The following is a 17834-nucleotide window of genomic DNA, read 5'->3' as shown; positions in this document are numbered from 1 at the left end:
GAACAGGTTCAGGACACCTCACCGAGCGCGGGGACCGCCACCGCGGTGACCCCGGCGAGCCAGGGGGCGAAGTCGTCGGGCCGCTCGTCCAGCCAGCCGAGCAGGTCGGCGGGGTGGACCCAGCGCAGTGCGGCCACCTCGGTCGGGTCGGGGCGCGGGAGCTCCGCACCGGGGCCCAGGATGCCGAGCAGCACGTGGTCGTACTCGTCCTCGACGCGGTCGGTCGACGGGTCGACGGCGCGGTAGGCGTACACCCCGATCTCGGTGAGCGCGACGCCGCGTACGCCGATCTCCTCGGCCAGGCGGCGGGAGGCGGCGGTGACCAGGTCCTCGCCGGGGCCGGGGTGGCCGCAGGTCGCGTTGGCCCAGCGCAGCGCGAACCGGGTCTTCACCGCGGCCCGCTGCTGGAGCAGCAGCCGGCCCTGCGCGTCGAGCAGGTGCACCGAGAAGGCGCGGTGCCGGATGCCGGGGCTGGTGTGCGCGTGGGCGACGGTGGCCTTGCCGCAGGGCGCGCCGTTCTCGTCGACCAGCTCGACCAGATCCTCTTCCCGAGACCTCATGCGCGCGCTCCGACCACTCGGCGGGCCGCGGCTCGGCCCGAGATCAGCACCATGGGCACGCCGACGCCGGGCCGGGTGCCGGACCCGGTGAAGACGACGTTACTCAGGGTTGGATGAAGGTTACCCGGTCGCAGGGGGCCGGTCTGCCGCAGCGTGTGCGCGCTGGCGAACGGGGTGCCGTGGGTCATGCCCTGGCGGGCCCAGTCGTCGGGGGTCACCACATAGGACAGCGCGAGATCCGCGCCGATGTCGAGATAGCCCCGGGCCTCCAGCGTCGCCATCAGCTCCCCGGCGTACCGGCGGCCCACCGGCCCGTCCCAGCGCACCGGGGCGGTCCGCAGGTTCGGCACGGGCGCGACCACCTGGTAGGTCTGGCGTCCCGCGGGGGCTGCCGTCGGGTCGGTCCGGCTCGGGTTGGTGACCAGGATCGACGGGTCGCTCATCAGCTCGCCGCGGTTGACCACCTCGTCGAAGGTCTGCCGCCAGGAGCGGCCGAAGTGCAGGTTGTGGTGGGCGATGCGCTGGTAGCCGCCCCGGTCGTCGCGGGTGCCCAGGTGCAGCACCACGCAGGACGGCGACGGGGTGAGCCGGCGCAGCCGGGCCGGGGGCAGGCCGGGCAGCAGGCCGTACGCCGCGGGCAGGTCGGGGTTGAGCACGATGGTGTCGGCGGTGAGGCGTTCGCCGTCGGCGGTGTGCACCGCCACGGCCCGCCCGGCCCGGGTCTCCACCGAGGTGACCTGGGTGTGGTAGCGGAAGTTCACGCCGTGCTTCTCGGCGGCCGCCGCCAGCGCCCGGGGCACCGCGTTCATGCCGCCGCGCGGGTACCAGACCTCGGTGACCGTGTCCAGGTAGGACGCGGACTGGTGGTCGCGGCCGGTGAACAGGTTGCGGAACGAGAACAGCCGCTGGGTGCGCGGGTCGTCGAAGAACTCGGTGAGCCGCCGCCGGGCCCCCTCGGTGGCCAGGGTGCGCCAGTGGCCGGACGGGTCGCGGCGCTCGAACTGCTGCAGCCGCCGGGCCCAGCGCAGGAAGCGCAGGTAGCCCGCGGCCTCCTTGCCGCCGCACAGCTTCGCGATGGCCGCCACCATCCGGTCCGTGTCGGCGTGCACGTCCAGCGTGGTGCCGTCGGGGAAGTGGGCGCGGTAGGCCGGGTCGAGCCGGATCAGCTCGATCCAGTCGTGCAGGTGCTCGCCGACCGCGGCCAGCGGTTCGGCCAGCAGGTCCGGAGCGGTGATCATCGTGGGGCCGGTGTCGAACCGGTGCCCGTCGAGTTCCAGCACGCCGACCTGGCCGCCGGGGTTGCCGGAACGCTCGATGACGGTCACCTCGCGGCCTGCCCCGACGAGGTGCAGCGCGCAGGAGAGCCCGCCCAGTCCTGCGCCGACGACAATCACATGATTTGTCGGCCCCATTACGCTTCGCACGAAATCATGGTGGCACGTTCGGCCGGACTGACACGCCAAACAGCTGGCGATGTGTGCCGTTTGCCCGATATCTGACAAGTCGGAAAAGGCCCGCCACCGCACGCGGATCGATGCGATACCGGCCACGACGGCCGGCGATCCGCGTACGGTGGCGAGGTATTCATGCAGGTCAGCGCGGTTCGCCGACGATGATGCCGCGACCGTTGGTGCCCACGTAGACCCGGCCGTGCACCCGGGGGTCGCCGATGACGACCGCCCCGGTCCACGCCCACTGGTGGCGGTCGTCGTTCAGCCGGGTCCAGTGGCGTCCGCCGTCGTCGGAGCGGAAGATGCCGCGGACCCCGCGGACCTTGGCGCTGGTGTAGACCGCCGGGTAGGAGCGGCGCGCAGCGGCCTTGCCGAAGCCCACGTTGTCGGCCTCGTCCACGACCGCGAGCTGCGTGAACGTGCTGCCGCCGTCGGTGGAGCGCCACATCCCGTACGCCCCGCCGGTCTTGCCGCCCGCCAGCCAGACGTCCCCGGCGACCCCGGGCACCGCCTGGAAGCGCACGTCGCCCTCGGCCGGCAGGCCGGTCGCCGCGGCCGTGAACGTGGCCCCGCGGTCGGTGCTGACGTAGAAGGTCCCGGCGGCGAAGGCGTACAGCCGGGCCGGGTCGACCCGGTCGGACTCCACCCGCGCCCCGGCCGGCACACCCGAGCTGGGCGTCCAGGTCGCGCCGCCGTCGGCCGAGTGGAACACCGCGGCGCCGTCGGGCGACCAGAGCACGTGCGTGCCGTCCGCGTTCACCGCGACCCGGCCGCCGCCCGAGATGCCCTCCGGCTGCGACGCCCCGGGAGTCCAGGTCGCCCCGCCGTCGTACGAGATGCCGAAGCGCTCCCCGCCCGTCGGGTTGCCCACCCGCACCACCGTGCCCGGCACGAGCGCGGCGAAGTCCAGGCCGGTGGTGCTGCCGTGGGTCGGGTCGGCGAACATCAGGCCCGGGTTGGCGAAGTCGTGGTGCACGAAGCCGCCCACGTCCCCGAGCGCCGAGATCAGGTGCGCGCCCACCGGCGGGCTGACGAGGTCGAGCACCGCCGTCTCCTCCAGGCCCCGGGCGCGCACCTCGATGTGCACCGTGCCGCCGGTGTCCCAGTCGGTGAGGTTGTCCGTCGCGTAGATCGTCGCGCCGGTGCCGTAGAGCAGCCGGTCCGAGTCGAACGGGTCGATCTCCAGGGACTCCGTCATCCAGCCCAGCTTCGGCGCCTCCTCCGGCAGGGCCGGAGTCGCGTTCCAGGTCAGCCACGGGGCGTCGGTGATGTCGAGGTCGTAGCGCTTGACCCGGTTCGGCCAGTCGCCCCAGTCCCAGGACCGGGTCCAGGTCGCGCCGCCGTCGGTGCTGCGGAAGAACACCACGTCCGGCCACCAGGCGATCTGCGTGGCCACCAGCAGCGTGCCCGGCCGCTGCCGGTCGACGGTCAGGCCGGAGTAGCCCCAGCCGCCGTTCTCCGGGGTGACGTCGGTCCAGGTGTCGGTCGCGGTGTCGAGCTTCCAGACCTTGCCCGAACCGCCGTCGTACGGCCCACCGGTGTCACTGGTGGCCAGGTAGAGGAACCCGCCCACGTGGTCGAGCACGCCCTTGTGCGGCACGTGCCCGGTCGGCGCGCCCGGCACGGCGGCCCAGCTCTCGCCGCCGTCGGTGGACCGGTAGAGCGGGTTGTCCTTGTCTGCCACGCCTACGTAGATCGTCTGGGTGCGCCGCCTGCGGCCGCCGGTGCGCGGGTCGAACACGATCCAGACCACGCCCTGCAGGTCGTTGGAGTAGCCGCTGGTGTCGTTCGGGTCGGCGCGGTAGGTGCCCGGGTTCGGGAACGCGGTGACCTGTGCCCAGTGCTCGCCGTGGTCAGCGCTGCGCCACAGCCCGTGTCCGCTGGGCGTGCCCAGGTACAGGGTGTCGTTGCGGTTCGGGTCGATCGCCAGCCGCTCGCCCATGCCCCGGCCGGGCATGTTGCCGCCGAGCTTGAACGGCAGCTCGGTGACCTTCCAGGTGCGGCCCCGGTCGCGCGAGCGCAGGATCGCCCCGTTGTTCGGGTCCCAGTCGTTGGTGTAGGTCCCGACGGCGGCGTACACCCGGTCCGGGTCGCGGGCGTCGGTGGCCAGGCTGGCCACCCCCGACCAGCCCCACTTCTCCCAGCCCACCCAGTCCAGCAGCGGCACCCACCGGTTCGTGGACGGCTGCCAGCGGTATGCGCCGCCGATGTCGGTGCGGGCGTACACCAGGCCGGGTTCGGACTGGTTGAACACGATCCCGGGGACGAAGCCGCCCCCGACGATCTCGACGTTGTCCCAGCGGTAGCTCTGGCCGCCGGCCAGCGCCGGAGCGCCGAGCATGGCGGCCCCGGCAGCCGCGCCGACGGCGCCCGCCGCGCCCAGCAGGCCGCGCCGGGAGATCCGTGCCTCGTTCATCTGCTTCCTCTCCACGCACAAGCGAGGCGTCCCTCCCGCTGTGGGAGGGACGCCTCGGTTCTCAGGGGGCGATCACAGCGCGGTGCAGGTCACCGGCGACGGGATCGGGTTGGAGCTGTTGTTCCAGGAGGCGTTGAAGCCCGCCGTCGTGCTGGCGGCGGGCGCGAGCGCCCCGTTGTAGCCCTCGTTGACGGCCTGCACCGCGGACCCGGTCTGGGTCTTGACGCCGCCCCACATCTGCGAGATCACCTGTCCGGCGGTGAAGGTGAAGTTGACCCGCCAGCCGGTCGTGGCGACCGTGCCGGTGCTGGTCACCTTCAGCTCGCCGGTGAACCCGCCGGGCCACGAGTTGAGCACCTTGTACGTCGCCGTGCACGCCTTGCCACCCGGCCCGGACGGGCTGGGCGACGGCGACGGCGACGGCGAGGCGGACGCGCTCGGCGACGGGCTGGGCGAGGCCGACGAGGACGGCGACGGCGACGCGGAGGTCGACGCCGACGGGCTCGCGGGCGGGCTCGACGGGGTAACCGTGGCGTCGCCGTAGATGATGCCGCGGCCGTTGGTGCCCAGGTAGACGCGGCCGTAGGTGCGCGGGTCGCCGGTGATCGCGTCGCCGGCGTTGCCGTACTGGTGCGCCGCGTCGTTGATGCGGACCCAGGTGGCCCCGACGTCGTTGGAGCGGTACACGCCGCGTACGCCGTCGATGGTGGCCATGGTGTAGACCGCCATGTTGGTGCGCCCCGGGGCGGCCTTGCCGAAGCCGATGCCGACCCCGCTGGCCGACGCCGCGAACTTGGTGAACGACGTCCCGGAGTTCGTCGACCGGTACACGCCGGTCTCCCCGGCCAGCCACAGCTCGCCCTCCACGCCCGGCATCGCCTTGAAGTTGCCGGTCGCGCCCAGCCCGGTGGCGGTGCTGGTGAAGCTCTGCCCGCCGTTGGTGCTCACGTAGAACGTGCCGTTGTACAGGGCGTAGAACTTGTTCGGGTTGACCCGGTCGGACTCGACCTTCGCCGTGGCGGGCACGCCGCTGCTCTGGCTGAAGCCGCCGCCGAAGCTTGTGGCGTAGAAGACGCCGTTGGCCTCGGTGCTCCAGACCACGCGGGTGCCGTTGGCGTTCAGCGCGACGGTGCCGCCCTGCGCGCCGCTCGGCGAGCTGCCGGACCACCAGTTCGCGCCGCCGTCGGACGAGACGCCGATGTTGGTCTGCCCGTTGGCGGTGCGCGCGCCCTTGCCGACCCGGACCACGTAGCTCGGGTTCAGCTCGGCGTAGTCGAGGCTGTTCGTGCTGCCGAAGTACGGCATGTCGAACATGTCCGGGACCACGTCCAGGCTGGTGTGCCGGAAGCCGCCGATGTCGCCGACTCCCGAGATCAGCGGCGAGGTGCCGGTGGGCGGGCTGATCAGGTCCAGCACCGCGGTCTCCTCCAGGCCCTTGATGAACGGGCTCAGCGCGACCGTGCCGCCGGTGTCCAGCGCGGTGAGGTTGGTGGTGCCGTAGATCGTCGCACCGGTGCCGAACAGCATGCGGTTGGCGTTGAACGGGTCGATCTCCAGCGCCTCGGTCATCCAGCCCAGCTTCGGCGACTGCTCGGGCGCCGACTTCTGCTCGTTGAAGTCCAGCCACGGCACGCCGGAGATGTTGAGGGTGTAGCGGTTGGTCCGGTTCGGCCAGGCGTAGTCGTAGAACTGCCGCCAGGTCGCGCCGCCGTCGGTGCTGCGCCAGATGAAGGTGTCCGGGTACCAGGAGCTGTAGCCGGTGACCATCAGCGTGTTCGGGTTCTGCTTGTCGACCGACAGGCCCGAGTACCCGAAATAGTTGTTGTTCGTGTCGCTGGACGGGACCGGGCTGATCTGGGTCCAGGCGCCGGTGGACAGCTGCATCTTCCACACGTCGCCGTGGCCGCCGTCGTACGGGCCGCCCTTGTCGCTGGTGGTGATGTAGAGGTAGCCGCCCGCGATCTCACCCTGGTGCGCCAGGTAGCCGGTGGGCTGGCCCGCGACGCGCTCCCAGCTGGTGCCGCCGTTGAGGCTGCGGTACACGGTGTTCTGCAGGTCCGCGACGCCCACGTAGATCGTCTGCGTGGTGTTGCCCGCGGTGCCGGTGGACTTGTCGAACGCCACCCAGCCGATGCCCTGGCTGAAGTTCAGGTAGTTGTTGGTGTCGGCCGGGTCCTGCACGTAGTTGCCGGCGTTCGGGAAGTTGGTGACCTTCGCCCAGGTCACGCCCGAGTCGGTGCTGCGCCACAGGCCGTTGCCGGCCTCCGCGCCGAAGTAGAGGGTGCTGTTGCGGTTCGGGTCGATGGCCAGGCGCTCGCCCATGCCGCGGCCGGGCATGTTGCCGCCGACCTTGAACGGCAGCGTGGTGGCGGCCCAGGTCGCGCCCTTGTCGGAGGAGCGCAGGATGGCGCCGTTGTTCGGGTCCCAGCTATTGAGGTACATGCCGACCGCGGCGTACACCTTGCTGGTCTGCACCGGGTCGGTGGCGATGCTGAGCACGCCGTTGTAGTTCCAGTGGTCCCAGCCGGCGAAGTCCAGCAGCGGGATCCAGCTGCTCGTGGACTGGTTCCAGCGGTACGCGCCGCCGATGTCGGTGCGGGCGTAGATCAGGTTCTGCTCGGTCGGGTTGAAGACGATGCCGGGCACGAACCCGCCGCCGTCGATACGGACGTTCTTCCAGGTATACGGCTCGGACGCGGCCGCCGCGGCCGGGGTGCCCCCGGCCAGCTGGGTGACGACCGCCAGCGCGCCCGCGGTCAGCGTGGCGGCGAGGGTCCCGGCGAGGGTGCGGGTTCTTCGGGCACGGGGTTGCATCTGTGGCACTCCAGTGGGGGACGGTGCCGCTGACGCACAGGTAGCGGGGCGGGCCCGGGGCAGTGTTCACCGCCGCACCGCCTGTGCCGGCAACGGCGACAGAACGTGCGAATGCGTGGCGCGGGACTGCCCTCGGTTGCGCGCACCGGTCCCGTGGAGAGGTTCACACGCCCGTCACAGGCATGTCAATAGTTTGATGTGCCAACGAACTACCGTCCGATGTGCCCGATCTACGGCCGTCGGGGAGTCGGTCGGGCTCAGATCACATAGGAGACAATGGTTAGGTGCGGCTTGCCCGGGCGTTGTAAGGTCTGCCCGCGATCCCTCAACCTCTCCGGAGCTCGATCATGAGTGAATACACCCCTCAGGTGAACCTGGTCAGCCGCACCGGCGCCGGCGTGGTCGGCGGTGTCGCCGGCGGCCTGTTCCTGGCCCTCGCGCTGCAGATCACCAGCCACATCAAGCCGTATGCCCAGCTCGTCGGCGAGGTCGAGGCCTCGACCGCATGGGTCATGGTGCTGATGGTCGCGGGCGCGGCCGGCGGCCTGTTCGGCGCGTTCGTGGGCAAGTTCATCCGCGGCCAGATCATCCCCGCGGTCGGTGTCGGCCTGGTCTGGGGCATGATCACCTGGCTGGTGCTGGCCATGCTGATCCTGCCGCTGTTCGGCGACGGCGGCGTCTTCGGCATCAAGGACGCCGGCGGCATCGTCATCCTCGGCGTCTACGTGGTCTTCGGCGTCATCACGTCGATCGTGTACGCCATCGCCGGCCCGCGCCGCCGCCACTACTACCGCCGCCGCCGCGAAGTCGGCTTCGTGATGGCGATGCCCTCGCTCCGCCGCCGTCGCCGCCGCCGCGCCGACGAAGACCTCGTCGAGGAACTCGAAGACTGACCCGACCAAAGGAAGGGCACCTTCTTAACGCTCCGCGTTATGGAAGGTGCCCTTCTTAACGTTCGGACGAGTTTCTCAGAGGTGGCGGGCTATCTCGGCGAGCACGTCGGAGGGAACCTCGACGACGGTCTCGTGGGCCGGGATGTCGAGCTGGCCCAGGGCCTCCGGGTCGGTGACCCGCCACCCCTGGACGACGAAGGTGTCCCGGTCGGTGCGGTACAGCGACGGGCAGTTGGTGTCACCGGACAGCACTGTCTTGCGGATGAACGTGAGCTGCACTGGTCCCCCTGGCTAGACGGCACGGGCGCGTCGTCAGCTTAGCGAAGAGAATGGTGCAAATCGCGTAACCCGGACGTCTCGTGTCCAGCCGGCAGCTCAGCCCCGGCGCACCGCCCACAGCGCCGCCTCGGTCCGCGACGCCGAACCCGTCTTGCGCAGCAGGTTGGACACGTGCACCGCGACCGTGCGGATGGAGATGTCCAGGGTGCGGGCCATCTGCTTGTTGGACATGCCGGCCGCCAGGCAGCTCAGCACCTCCTGCTCGCGCGCGGTCAGCTCGGCCGCCTCCGGTGCGGCGGCCGGCCGCAGGTGGCCCGGCAGCGGCTCGTCGAGCAGCGCCTGCGGCCCCCGCCCGGCCGTCGCCGCGAGCAGTTCCACCAGCCAGTACGGGTTGCCGCCGGTCCGCTCGCAGACCGCCCCGGCCAGGTGCTCGGGGATCGTGCCGTGCACCTGCGTGACGATCTCCGCGACGTCGGACGGCCCCAGCGGGCCCAGGTGCTGGCGGATCGCACCCGGCGCGCCGGACAGCCGGGCCAGGGTCCGCGCCACCAGCTCCGGCGAGTCCGCGGCGTCCGGCGGGCGGCTGGTCACCAGCAGCAGCGCCGGCAGGTCCGGCGCGGCGGCCAGCTCGCCGACGAGATTGAGGCTGGCCGGGTCCAGCGCGTGCAGATCCTCCACCACCAGCACGGCCGGCCCGGTGCCGACCAGCGCCCGCACCGTGCGCACCGCGAGCCGCAGCAGCGCGCCGGGCGCATAACGCTCCTGGGGCGCGTGCGGGTCCTGCGCCAGCCAGGCCAGGCCGTCGGCGGGCACCGGCAGGTCATGGGTGTCCCGACCGCTGAGCACGGCGGCCAGCCAGTCGTACGGGGCCGGCGTGTGCAGCCGCGCCACGCCGTACAGCACCACTGCGGGAGACGGCGCGAGCGCCGCGAGCGCGCTCGTGACCAGCCGTGACTTGCCGATTCCGGCAGCTCCTGTGATCGACACCACCGCCGCCGGGGTCGGCCCGCCGCCGCGGACGTGCGACCACCGCCGGACGAGCTCAGCCAGCTCGGCCGCGCGTCCCACCATCGGCACCGGCGTCATCGGTTCACCATACGTACCAACGTCACGGGCACTCCCGCTGACCTGCACGCGGAAGCGCCGGACGGTCCGCCGCAGCCGCCTCGCCGCACCGGTGCCGTCTCCGCGCCCGCCGGTGGGCACGCGGACAGGTGTCCTCGGACACGCCGAGGCCGCCGTCTCCGGACAGAACCGAACCGGATCGGACCCCCCACCGGTGGCCGTCGACCGGCAAAGAAGCAGCTCAGAGTGGATCAGCGCGGCTCCGGCCGGGATGCGGAGAGGACCTGGCGGTCGGCATTCGGCAGGGATAAGTACTACTGCTTAAAGACAAACCGCGTCTCAGTAGGCAGGCTATGCACCATGACCCTGAGCCTGCACGCCGTCGCCCGCACCGATGCCGGACTCGTCCGTGAGAACAACGAGGACTCGGCATTCGCGGGCAGGCGTTTCGTGGCGGTGGCCGACGGTGTCGGCGGCTCCCCGTCAGGCGAGGTGGCCAGCCGGATCGTCATCGAGACCCTGGCCCCGCTGGAGCAGGACGGCACCCGACACGGAGCGGACGTGCTGCTGGCCGAGCTGGCCGTGGCCAACCGCCGCATCCGCGAGGCCATCGAGGCCGAACCCGCGATCGACGGTATGGGCACAACCCTCACCGCGGTGCTGCTCGGCCCGGACAACGCGACGCTGCTGCACGTCGGCGACTCCCGGGGCTACCTGGTCCGCGGTGGCAGGCTGCGCCAGCTCACCGTGGACGACACGCTGGTCCAGGCGATGGTCGAGCGCGGGCTGCTCGCCCCGGAGGAGGTGCGGCACCACCCGCACCGCTCGATCATCACCCAGGCGGTGCAGGGGCGGGAGTTCACGCCGACGGTCACCACGCTGACGCTGGAGATCGGGGACCGGCTGCTGCTGTGCAGCGACGGCCTCTCCGACATCGTCACCGACGAGGCGCTGGCCGAGGTGCTGGGCGGGTACACCGACGCGGAGGCCATCGCGGACCGGCTGATCAAGCTGGCGCTCGCCGCCGGGGCACCGGACAACGTGACCGTGGTCGTCGCGGACGTCACGGCGTACGCGTTCTGACAGTCACACGGGCTCAGGCGGAAAGACACCCTGCTCAGGCAACCACTCCTCAAGTTGTTCGTCGGTGGCGTCGGCAGGCGGACCGTAGTCGAAGTAGGCCCTGGGTGCGATCGACACGCCCTCGACGATGCGACGGTCGTCGTCCTCGCCGGCGTCGGGGTCCAGGTCGAGCGCCCACAGCGACGACATGGAGAAGATGGCAAATCCCGGTTCGAACGCGAACCCGATGTCGAACGGCGTCGCGTGGTGGCCCAGCGCTGCAAGATCGGCTACGACGTCATCCATGAACCGGTAGGTGAGTCGCACACCGCTGAAGAAGACCTCGTCGCCTCCGTGATGACCGCTGTAGCCGACCTCGACCAGCTCTACGAGGTCGTCTGGGCCGTACGAGACGACCAGCATCGGGTCCGACTCGTAGACGGCTCGTAGACCTCGGCCGGGATGGACCGGCGAGCCGAGTCGCCGCTCGACCTCATCCCGCGGGTCACCGATCTTCACCATCTGAACGCCTACGCCGGCAATGATCTCCACAGCCCAGATTCTGGGCTGAGCCGTGCCCAGTGGCCAGCTGCGGTCGGGTAGCCGGCGGGGGTACGCGAGGCCGGCTCGTGATCAGTACCATCGCGCGGTGATTCACACGTGGCGGCCGTCGCTGCCGGCCAGGATCGTCGCTGTCTTCGTGGTGCTGCCTGCTGCCGGCTTCTGCTTCCACGCCGCCTACTGGCACGTCAGCGCAGATCCCAACCTGTTCCGGCAGATCGAGCTGCTGGTGCTCGGATTCGGCTACACGCTCTGGGCGATCTCGTCGATGCGGCGGTTGGTCACGCTGACGGACGAGGAGGTGATCGTGCAGAACCTCTTCCGGCGTCACCGGTTGCCGCTCGGTGAGGTGGTCGAGGCAACGGCCGGTGATCTCGGCCTGCGGCTGTCGGTGACGAACGGCAGAACGGTCTCTCCCGGCGCTGCCGGCCCGCCAATCTGGCGCAGGGCACGTCGGCACCGCCGGAATGATGAGATCGCGAAGATCATCAACGATCGGTTGAACCGGCACCGGAGGTTGCACTCGCGTACATGACCTTGCCGCAGCGAGGGCGTTGCTGTGCTTCGCTGCTGCAGCGAAGATCAAAAGGCCCTCGCCGGTGCTCCGGGAGGGCCTTTGACGTGGGGCGTTGGTGGGCCGCCAGGGACTCGAACCCTGAACCTACGGATTAAAAGTCCGCAGCTCTGCCATTGAGCTAGCAGCCCGGTCCCTGACAGGCTACCGGATCGCTCAGTGCTGGTCGTGGGGGTATCTGTCGCGGCGGCATCGTACGGACGCCACTGCCCGTTGCCGTTGACCTGGCTGCTGTAGGCCGAGACTATGACATGCCCGCCGCCGTCCGGCCACGTCCGGTGCCCATCCGCAGCCGACGCGACTGAGACCGACCCGGCCGCTCGTACACCTCGGCTGACCAGCGCAAGGCCTGCGCAGGCGAAGAAGCTCTCTCATCTATGGATGCCTGCCCGAATCGGGCACGGCGATCCACGAATCGGCACTTCCGCACCGTTGTCACCCCCGTGATTGGATGCTCCGATTGGTGCACGTGCCTAAGCCAGTCAAGATTTTGTGGGAGCTCGAACGCGGAAGACGCCGAACTCCGTCGCTCGACCCTGTGTGCCGGCGCTGGCGACGATGTCGTTGGTCTGCTCAGTGCATCGGTTCGTCCTGCTGTGGGTGCCCGTCGGCGGCCGTCGGCTGGTCGGCCTCAAACTCGCCCACCGGGCCGCGCATCGCGCCCGGGGCAAGATTCCGTAATATCTTCGTCGCGAAGATATTCTTTATCGGGTAGGTTCCAGCACATGAAGACTCCGCTACAGGAGCCCACGTTCCTGATCCTGACCGCCTTGGCGGAGGGACCCATGCACGGCTACGGACTGATCCTGAAGGTGGCCGAGTTGTCGCAGGGCCGCTTGTCACTTCGACCCGGTACGCTGTACGGCTCTCTCGACCGGCTCGCCGACGACGGACTGGTGACAGTGGATCGGAACGAGATTGTCGATGGCCGCGCCCGCAAGTACTACCGGCTCACCAACGAGGGGATCTCGCTGCTGCGTGCCGAGACGGAACGCATGCGCCGGGCCGTCGAGGCGGCGACCAGTCGCCTCAATGGTCATGGGGCAGCCCGACCGCTGCTTGCGCCGCTCAGCGCGAATCTCGTCGGTGGTGTCGCGTGACATCCGTGTTGCGTCATCGCTACACCAGACTCCTGCGCTGGTACCCCGCCGCCGAACGCTGCGACCAGGGTGTCGAGATCGTCGATACGTACATGGAACTCTCGCCTGCCGGACAGCGCTGGCCGCGTCCCGGTGATGTCGCCGACCTCGTGGCCGGCGGACTGCGCCAACGCCTGCGGGCTCGCAACGCCCTCGGCCTCGCCGACGCCCTGCCGCTCACCGGCACCATCGCACTGGTCGTGGCCATGATGATGGCCACGGTGGGATTGATCCTCACGGAAGCTTTCCCAGATCCCGAAAAGTACGGCGCCGCGGCCCCGATGCTGGGGCCGTTCCACACTTTCGGCGCGCTGGCGTGGCTCGCCTGGATGCTCGTGCTGCCGGCCGGAGTCGCCGGAGTCGGCCGATGGGCGGTCGCGATCGCGACCGCCGTGACGATCGGCGTGACCGTGGCTGTCGCGGTGGTCCCCGCAGCGGAGTTGACCTCTCTTCAGGAGCCGAGCTTGTTCGTGCTCGTGCCTCAGCTCGCGCTCGGTGTGTTGGCGCTGGCGGTGCCCGGCCGCCATGGTCTCCGCCGCACCGCGGTCATCACCGCTTTCGTCGTCGCGACTGCGGCGACGATGGTGCTGGCTGGGGTGCGCTACAACCTGCGGTACGACGCACTTCTCGGCGTGATGCTGTTCCTGGCGCTCATCGTCACCGGGGTGGTCCTCACCGCCCGGCGAGACCGGCGTGCCTGGTGGCCTGCGATCTGGCTACTCGGGCCGGCGCTGCTGCTCGGGCCGAAGATCGGCATGGCGGCCATGCACGACAGCAGGCGAGGGGCCCTCGCGTGGTCCGCGATGTCACTGCTGGTCGCGGTGGCTGCGCTGCTGGTCGCGGTGAGATGGCAGACCCAGCGCGTCCAGCGGCGGGCGGCGCAGATCGAACAGTAGAACCACCGGGTCGCCTTGGCCCGACGTCGGCGGTCAGGTCGCAAGTTGGGGGCCGCAGTCCGCAGCGGACGGAGTAGAACCTCAGTTCTGCTTTGAGGGCTGCGGAACCAAGCACGGGCATCGGCCCCGTTTCATGGCCGTCAGCGACGTTACTGGCGGCTATGGCCCGCAGGCTGCTCGACCGGCGCGAAGACATCCTGCGGTTCGCCGACGACATGCGGGTTCCGTTCGAAACAACGGTTCCGAGCAGTCGATACGCATGGTCGAACTCGGGCAGAAGAGCTCCGGGACCATGCGGGCAACCCAAGGCGCGCAAAGACTTCGTCACGATCCGGTTCTGTCTGCAGACAACCGCCACAGGGTCAGAACGTCCTGCACATACTCATTGCTTCTTCGAGGTATGTCACTGGCTGACAGCAGCCAGCTGACCTTTCGAATGTAATCAACGTCACAAGCATATGGAACGTATCAGACAATTTAGTATTACCAATCCAGCGAAAGAGACATTCGAGCGTTATCGATCGACCTGACGGGGCAGCACGAGAAGTTGACGAACGCTAATCTCGCATTGCTTCGAAGCAATTCAATTAGTCGGTCTGTCGATGGCGCGCCGCGCGGGATCGGGCAGGGACCTGCAGGCCTGCTGGTCGCTTGCGCGACTCAATATCGGTGGACTCAGTCGCGGGGAGGAAATGCAGAATGAAGGTAGGACGAACCCTGGCCATAGGGATCCTGGCAGCCGCATTTGCGACGGTCGGGATGGCCTCGCCGGCGCAGGCCGTGGACCGGAACTGCTATGACGGCTACTTCTGCGTCTACAAGGACTCGAACTTCAGCACCAACAACTCGATGTACCGGTTCAACTACAGCAACAACTGGTGGAACAACAGCCAGCCGGAGATCTTCCGCGCTGACAGCTCGTGGCGGAACTTCTACTCGCTGACGGCGCACGTGTGCGACTACGGCACCTGGTCCGACACCACGATGGCTGTGCTGGGTGACGGGTGGGAGCTGAGCTACGCCGCGGGTTGGAACGACAAGGGCGAGGGCCATGAATGGAGCACTTGCTAACTTGCGGCAAGTGACAGCCTCGGCCAGCTGAGGTTCTGTTCGCTCAAGTTGACGGCGTGGTCGAGTTTCCTGCTGCGCCTTGCGACTCCGGCAGTGCCGGAGACCCGCTCTTCTTTTTACACTGATCGTCTTCTGTGCGGGCGACATCCGGCGCTTGCGGTTTCAGGAAGCGGTCCCGGCGTCCCGCTTACGCGGGGTATTCTCCGCGAAAGCGGGACGCCGTCCTGTTCGGACAACAGTCAGTAAGGAATGCTGGGTAATCGCGATGGGACGACGTCGAGCGCTGTGTGTGGCGGCAATGCTGTTGGTAGGTCTCAGCGGATGCGGTGGTGACTCCGACTCGCCGGATACAAAGGCGGCCGCTGCTCGGGCGCAAATGGCCTGGGACTCTGCTCAACAGCAGTTCAAACAGGTCGAAGACATCGAGCGCAGGCTTGTTCGGCGCTGCTTGACGAAGAAGGGTTTCAAAATCTTCCCGGAAGAGGCTCCGGTAGGGGATGAGTCGAAGGGGCGTCAGCCTATTTCGCCCGATCCCGCCGATGCTGCCCGCGTCGGATACGGTCTCGACCCCCGTCAGCTACCAGAGCCTCCGCAGCCGGATGAGAAATCGGCCTATGCGCGGACGCCTGACTCGTACAAGAGCAGCCTCACCACCGCGAAGTACGGGCCGGAGGAGGAACGGGTCACCTTCAATGCCCCAGACGGCGCCAAAGTAGCGATTCCCCGCGCCGGTTGTCTCGGCGAGGTCCGCTCAGGCTTGTTCGGTGACCTGAATGAGTACCTTCGGCTCTCGTTCACGTCGGCCAACCTCGTTCGACAGGGCACGACACGTGAGGTCGAGAGTGACCCGAAGGTGTTGGCCGCCATGGACAGCTGGAAGGCATGCGTCGAAAAGGCGGGCTATACGGGTGTCACGAGATTTGCCGACATGAAGGACAAGGCGCGGCAGCTCTACAAGGGCATCGACCGCGCCGACAACAAGGCCCTCGATGCTGCTGTGGCGGCTGAAATCAAGATCGCGACAGCTGAGACGACCTGCACCAGGTCGGTGGGTCTTGACGAAGCGGTCGCGGTCGCCCGGGCGGAGGGGTCGGTCGAAACGCTGGCCAAGTACGAGGCCGATGTGGTCGCGTGGAACGCGATGGTGCGGGAGGCGTTGAAGAAGGGTCAGGAGATGTTGAAGGCATGACGGTCGGTAAGCGCAGAGCAGTGACCATTGCGGCGATCATGGTTGCGGTCATCGCGGCGACACTGTCCGTCTGGGCCGTCGCGTCCCGCGCGCGGACGCCCGCCCAGCGAGCGGCGGAGGCGGGACCGCCTCCGCCGTCCGTGCTGACCGCCGTCGTGGAGGAGGGACCCCTCTCCGACGGGTTCGTCCTTGAAGGCAGGCTCAGCCGCCAGTCGCGGTCGTCCGTGCAGGGACCCACGGTCTCCGGCGGTAGGTCGGTCGTCACCGATCTACCGGTGAAGCGGGGTGGCCAGGTGCGCAACCGCCAGCTGGTCGCGGTGGTGTCCGGAAGACCGCTCATCGCGCTGGAGGGGAAGTTCGCCAGCTATCGCGATCTCCGTCTCGGCGACGAAGGGCCCGACATCCGCCAGTTGCGGCTGGCCCTCGGTCTGCGGGGTAACGGCGTCTACGATCGCGCCACCGCCGGGAAGGTCGCTCGTCTCTACAAGGACGTCGGTTATCCGGTGCCTACCGACACAGCGCCCGCTCCTACGGTGCCAGCTCCTACGGCGTCGCCCGCTCTTACGGCACCGCCTGCCGCGGTCCTCGGCGGGCTGCTGCCCATGAACGAGGTCGTGTTCCTTCCCGCATTGCCGGCGACCGTGGTGGAGGTCAACGCCGCGGTCGGCGACAAGGGCGACCAGGTCCTCCTCACGCTGGCGTCGGGCGGGTGGCAGGTGGTGACGACACTCAGCGAGGATGAACGAGCAGAGCTCGGAGAGCTGCCTGCCGGCCTCGACATTTCGATCAGTGGGGGGCCTGCTGAAGGAAAAGCGATCACCCTCGCAGGGGTCAAGACGGTCACGTCGGCCGAGCAGAACGAGACGACCTACGAGGCGACGTTCAAGATTGCCGTCAACTCTGGCGAAGGGCTGACCGAGGGCATGCCGATGTCGGTTCGGGTCGTTTTGCGGGAGAGTCCTCGTGAGGCCGTCATCGTCCCGGTGTCGGCCCTGTGGACCAAGCCGGGCGGCCAGGTCGAAGTTCGCCTGTGGTCGGCGTCCGGTCTGACGGCCGTCCCGGTGGACGTCCTGTTCATCGTGGACGGGCGCGCAGCGGTGACCGGCCCGGCCGAGCTCACCGCCGGCGCACGTGTGGCGGTCGGCTCCCGCAACGGTGGCTCCGTTGGGTGACGCCGTAGTGCAGCTGACGGACGTCACCAAGACGTTTGCAGGAGCCGCGGCCGTATCGGCCCTGCGCGGAGTGAACCTCGAGATCCGGCGCGGCGAGATGACGGCCATCGTCGGACCGTCGGGCGCCGGAAAGTCCACCCTGCTCAATATCCTTGGCTTGCTCGACGTGCCGACATCCGGGCGGTACCTGCTGGACGGCACCGACACCTCGATGCTGAGGGAGCGCGAACTGACCTCTCTGCGCGCTGTCTCGCTCGGGTTCGTGTTTCAAGCCTTCCACCTCGTTGCGCACCTGAACTGCGTGGGCAATGTGATGCTGCCGCTGGTCCATCAGGGATGGCCGCGCCGTGAGCGGGCCCGACTGGCGACGGACGCGCTCGTCCAGGTCGGGCTGGGCCACCGGCTCGATGCCCGGCCCGCGACACTCTCAGGCGGAGAACGGCAGCGTGTCGCGGTGGCGCGGGCGATCGTGCACTCGCCGTCGGTGATTCTGTGTGACGAACCCACCGGAAACCTCGACCGGGAGAACTCGACGCATGTCATGGATCTGCTCCGGCGCCTGGTCACCCCAGAGCGGTCACTGATCGTGGTGACCCACGACGACACTGTGTCGGCATGCGCCGATCGGGTCGTGAAGGTGGTCGACGGTGCCGTCTGCTGACCAGTCAGGGCCCTCCCGGGCCACCACTCCG

General features: G+C 69.2%; 16 protein-coding genes and 1 tRNA gene. 9 read left to right on the top strand and 8 right to left on the bottom strand.

Annotation, left to right across the window (positions count from 1 at the left end):
• Positions 1–8: 8 nt before the first annotated feature.
• The 4 genes from idi to F6W97_RS05690 all read right to left on the bottom strand — a co-directional run bounded on the left by idi (position 9) and on the right by F6W97_RS05690 (position 7241).
• Positions 9–560, bottom strand: coding sequence for an isopentenyl-diphosphate Delta-isomerase (gene idi / locus F6W97_RS05705; protein WP_155369077.1), 552 nt, complete (start codon positions 558–560; stop codon positions 9–11).
• Complete coding sequence (gene crtI, locus F6W97_RS05700; RefSeq protein ID WP_155369076.1) at positions 557–1984, bottom strand: phytoene desaturase family protein; 1428 nt, start codon at positions 1982–1984, stop codon at positions 557–559. Before crtI ends, idi begins: the two co-directional genes overlap by 4 nt.
• 169 nt (positions 1985–2153) lie before the next feature.
• Positions 2154–4427, bottom strand: a complete 2274-nt coding sequence (locus tag F6W97_RS05695) for a WD40/YVTN/BNR-like repeat-containing protein (protein ID WP_155369075.1) — start codon at positions 4425–4427, stop codon at positions 2154–2156.
• A 72-nt stretch (positions 4428–4499) separates the two neighbouring features.
• The gene (locus F6W97_RS05690; RefSeq protein WP_155369074.1) at positions 4500–7241 is read right to left on the bottom strand and encodes a cellulose binding domain-containing protein; all 2742 of its coding nucleotides are present in this window, start codon (positions 7239–7241) and stop codon (positions 4500–4502) included.
• Positions 7242–7588: 347 nt separating this feature from the next.
• Here F6W97_RS05690 and F6W97_RS05685 point away from each other — a divergent pair, with 347 nt between their 5' ends.
• Complete coding sequence (locus tag F6W97_RS05685) at positions 7589–8134, top strand: hypothetical protein (RefSeq protein WP_155369073.1); 546 nt, start codon at positions 7589–7591, stop codon at positions 8132–8134.
• Between the two features lie 75 nt (positions 8135–8209).
• Here F6W97_RS05685 and F6W97_RS05680 read toward each other — a convergent pair whose 3' ends face one another.
• On the bottom strand, positions 8210–8413 hold the full coding sequence (locus tag F6W97_RS05680) for a hypothetical protein (RefSeq protein WP_155369072.1): 204 nt from the start codon (positions 8411–8413) through the stop codon (positions 8210–8212).
• A gap of 96 nt (positions 8414–8509) precedes the next feature.
• Positions 8510–9499: a response regulator transcription factor gene (locus tag F6W97_RS05675; RefSeq protein WP_155369071.1), complete on the bottom strand. Its 990-nt coding sequence runs from the start codon at positions 9497–9499 to the stop codon at positions 8510–8512.
• Between the two features lie 339 nt (positions 9500–9838).
• Between F6W97_RS05675 and F6W97_RS05670 the strand changes: the two genes are divergently transcribed.
• Entirely contained in the window at positions 9839–10561 is a 723-nt protein-coding gene (locus tag F6W97_RS05670) for a PP2C family protein-serine/threonine phosphatase (RefSeq protein WP_155369070.1), read from the top strand.
• A gap of 3 nt (positions 10562–10564) precedes the next feature.
• On the opposite strand, the gene F6W97_RS05665 is transcribed toward F6W97_RS05670, so the two are convergent.
• On the bottom strand, positions 10565–11092 hold the full coding sequence (locus F6W97_RS05665; RefSeq protein ID WP_155369069.1) for a hypothetical protein: 528 nt from the start codon (positions 11090–11092) through the stop codon (positions 10565–10567).
• Between the two features lie 97 nt (positions 11093–11189).
• Between F6W97_RS05665 and F6W97_RS05660 the strand changes: the two genes are divergently transcribed.
• On the top strand, positions 11190–11636 hold the full coding sequence (locus tag F6W97_RS05660; RefSeq protein WP_155369068.1) for a hypothetical protein: 447 nt from the start codon (positions 11190–11192) through the stop codon (positions 11634–11636).
• Between the two features lie 95 nt (positions 11637–11731).
• On the opposite strand, the gene F6W97_RS05655 is transcribed toward F6W97_RS05660, so the two are convergent.
• A tRNA-Lys gene (locus tag F6W97_RS05655) sits at positions 11732–11806 on the bottom strand.
• Between the two features lie 594 nt (positions 11807–12400).
• On the opposite strand from F6W97_RS05655, the gene F6W97_RS05650 reads away from it, so the two are divergent.
• The 6 genes from F6W97_RS05650 (at position 12401) to F6W97_RS05625 (ending at position 17803) form a co-directional block, all read left to right on the top strand.
• Entirely contained in the window at positions 12401–12775 is a 375-nt protein-coding gene (locus F6W97_RS05650; RefSeq protein ID WP_155369067.1) for a PadR family transcriptional regulator, read from the top strand.
• On the top strand, positions 12772–13710 hold the full coding sequence (locus tag F6W97_RS05645; protein ID WP_155369066.1) for a hypothetical protein: 939 nt from the start codon (positions 12772–12774) through the stop codon (positions 13708–13710). Before F6W97_RS05650 ends, F6W97_RS05645 begins: the two co-directional genes overlap by 4 nt.
• A gap of 699 nt (positions 13711–14409) precedes the next feature.
• Positions 14410–14781, top strand: coding sequence for a hypothetical protein (locus F6W97_RS05640; RefSeq protein ID WP_155369065.1), 372 nt, complete (start codon positions 14410–14412; stop codon positions 14779–14781).
• Positions 14782–15070: 289 nt separating this feature from the next.
• Positions 15071–15970 carry a hypothetical protein gene (locus F6W97_RS05635; protein ID WP_155369064.1) on the top strand — a complete coding sequence of 300 codons (900 nt, stop codon included), beginning with the start codon at positions 15071–15073 and terminating at the stop codon, positions 15968–15970.
• Complete coding sequence (locus F6W97_RS05630; protein WP_155369063.1) at positions 15967–17142, top strand: efflux RND transporter periplasmic adaptor subunit; 1176 nt, start codon at positions 15967–15969, stop codon at positions 17140–17142. The genes F6W97_RS05635 and F6W97_RS05630 overlap by 4 nt, the downstream gene beginning before the upstream one ends.
• A 7-nt stretch (positions 17143–17149) precedes the next feature.
• Entirely contained in the window at positions 17150–17803 is a 654-nt protein-coding gene (locus tag F6W97_RS05625) for an ABC transporter ATP-binding protein (RefSeq protein WP_230686441.1), read from the top strand.
• Positions 17804–17834 lie beyond the last annotated feature (31 nt).

It is taken from the genome of Catellatospora vulcania (assembly GCF_009720385.1).
Taxonomy (GTDB): Bacteria; Actinomycetota; Actinomycetes; order Mycobacteriales; family Micromonosporaceae; genus Catellatospora; species Catellatospora vulcania.
The sequence above is the reverse complement of the archived record's forward strand: the minus strand, read 5'-3'. Positions and strand labels throughout refer to the sequence as shown.

Bases quoted from the DNA above. Each gene is read 5' to 3' on its own strand.
- F6W97_RS05670 (WP_155369070.1), top strand. From the start codon at position 9,839: ATGACCCTGAGCCTGCACGCCGTCGCCCGCACCGATGCCGGACTCGTC.
- F6W97_RS05650 (WP_155369067.1), top strand. From the start codon at position 12,401: ATGAAGACTCCGCTACAGGAGCCCACGTTCCTGATCCTGACCGCCTTG.
- F6W97_RS05675 (WP_155369071.1), bottom strand. From the start codon at position 9,499: ATGACGCCGGTGCCGATGGTGGGACGCGCGGCCGAGCTGGCTGAGCTC.
- F6W97_RS05630 (WP_155369063.1), top strand. From the start codon at position 15,967: ATGACGGTCGGTAAGCGCAGAGCAGTGACCATTGCGGCGATCATGGTT.
- idi (WP_155369077.1), bottom strand. From the start codon at position 560: ATGAGGTCTCGGGAAGAGGATCTGGTCGAGCTGGTCGACGAGAACGGC.
- F6W97_RS05690 (WP_155369074.1), bottom strand. From the start codon at position 7,241: ATGCAACCCCGTGCCCGAAGAACCCGCACCCTCGCCGGGACCCTCGCC.
- F6W97_RS05695 (WP_155369075.1), bottom strand. From the start codon at position 4,427: ATGAACGAGGCACGGATCTCCCGGCGCGGCCTGCTGGGCGCGGCGGGC.
- F6W97_RS05685 (WP_155369073.1), top strand. From the start codon at position 7,589: ATGAGTGAATACACCCCTCAGGTGAACCTGGTCAGCCGCACCGGCGCC.
- F6W97_RS05640 (WP_155369065.1), top strand. From the start codon at position 14,410: ATGAAGGTAGGACGAACCCTGGCCATAGGGATCCTGGCAGCCGCATTT.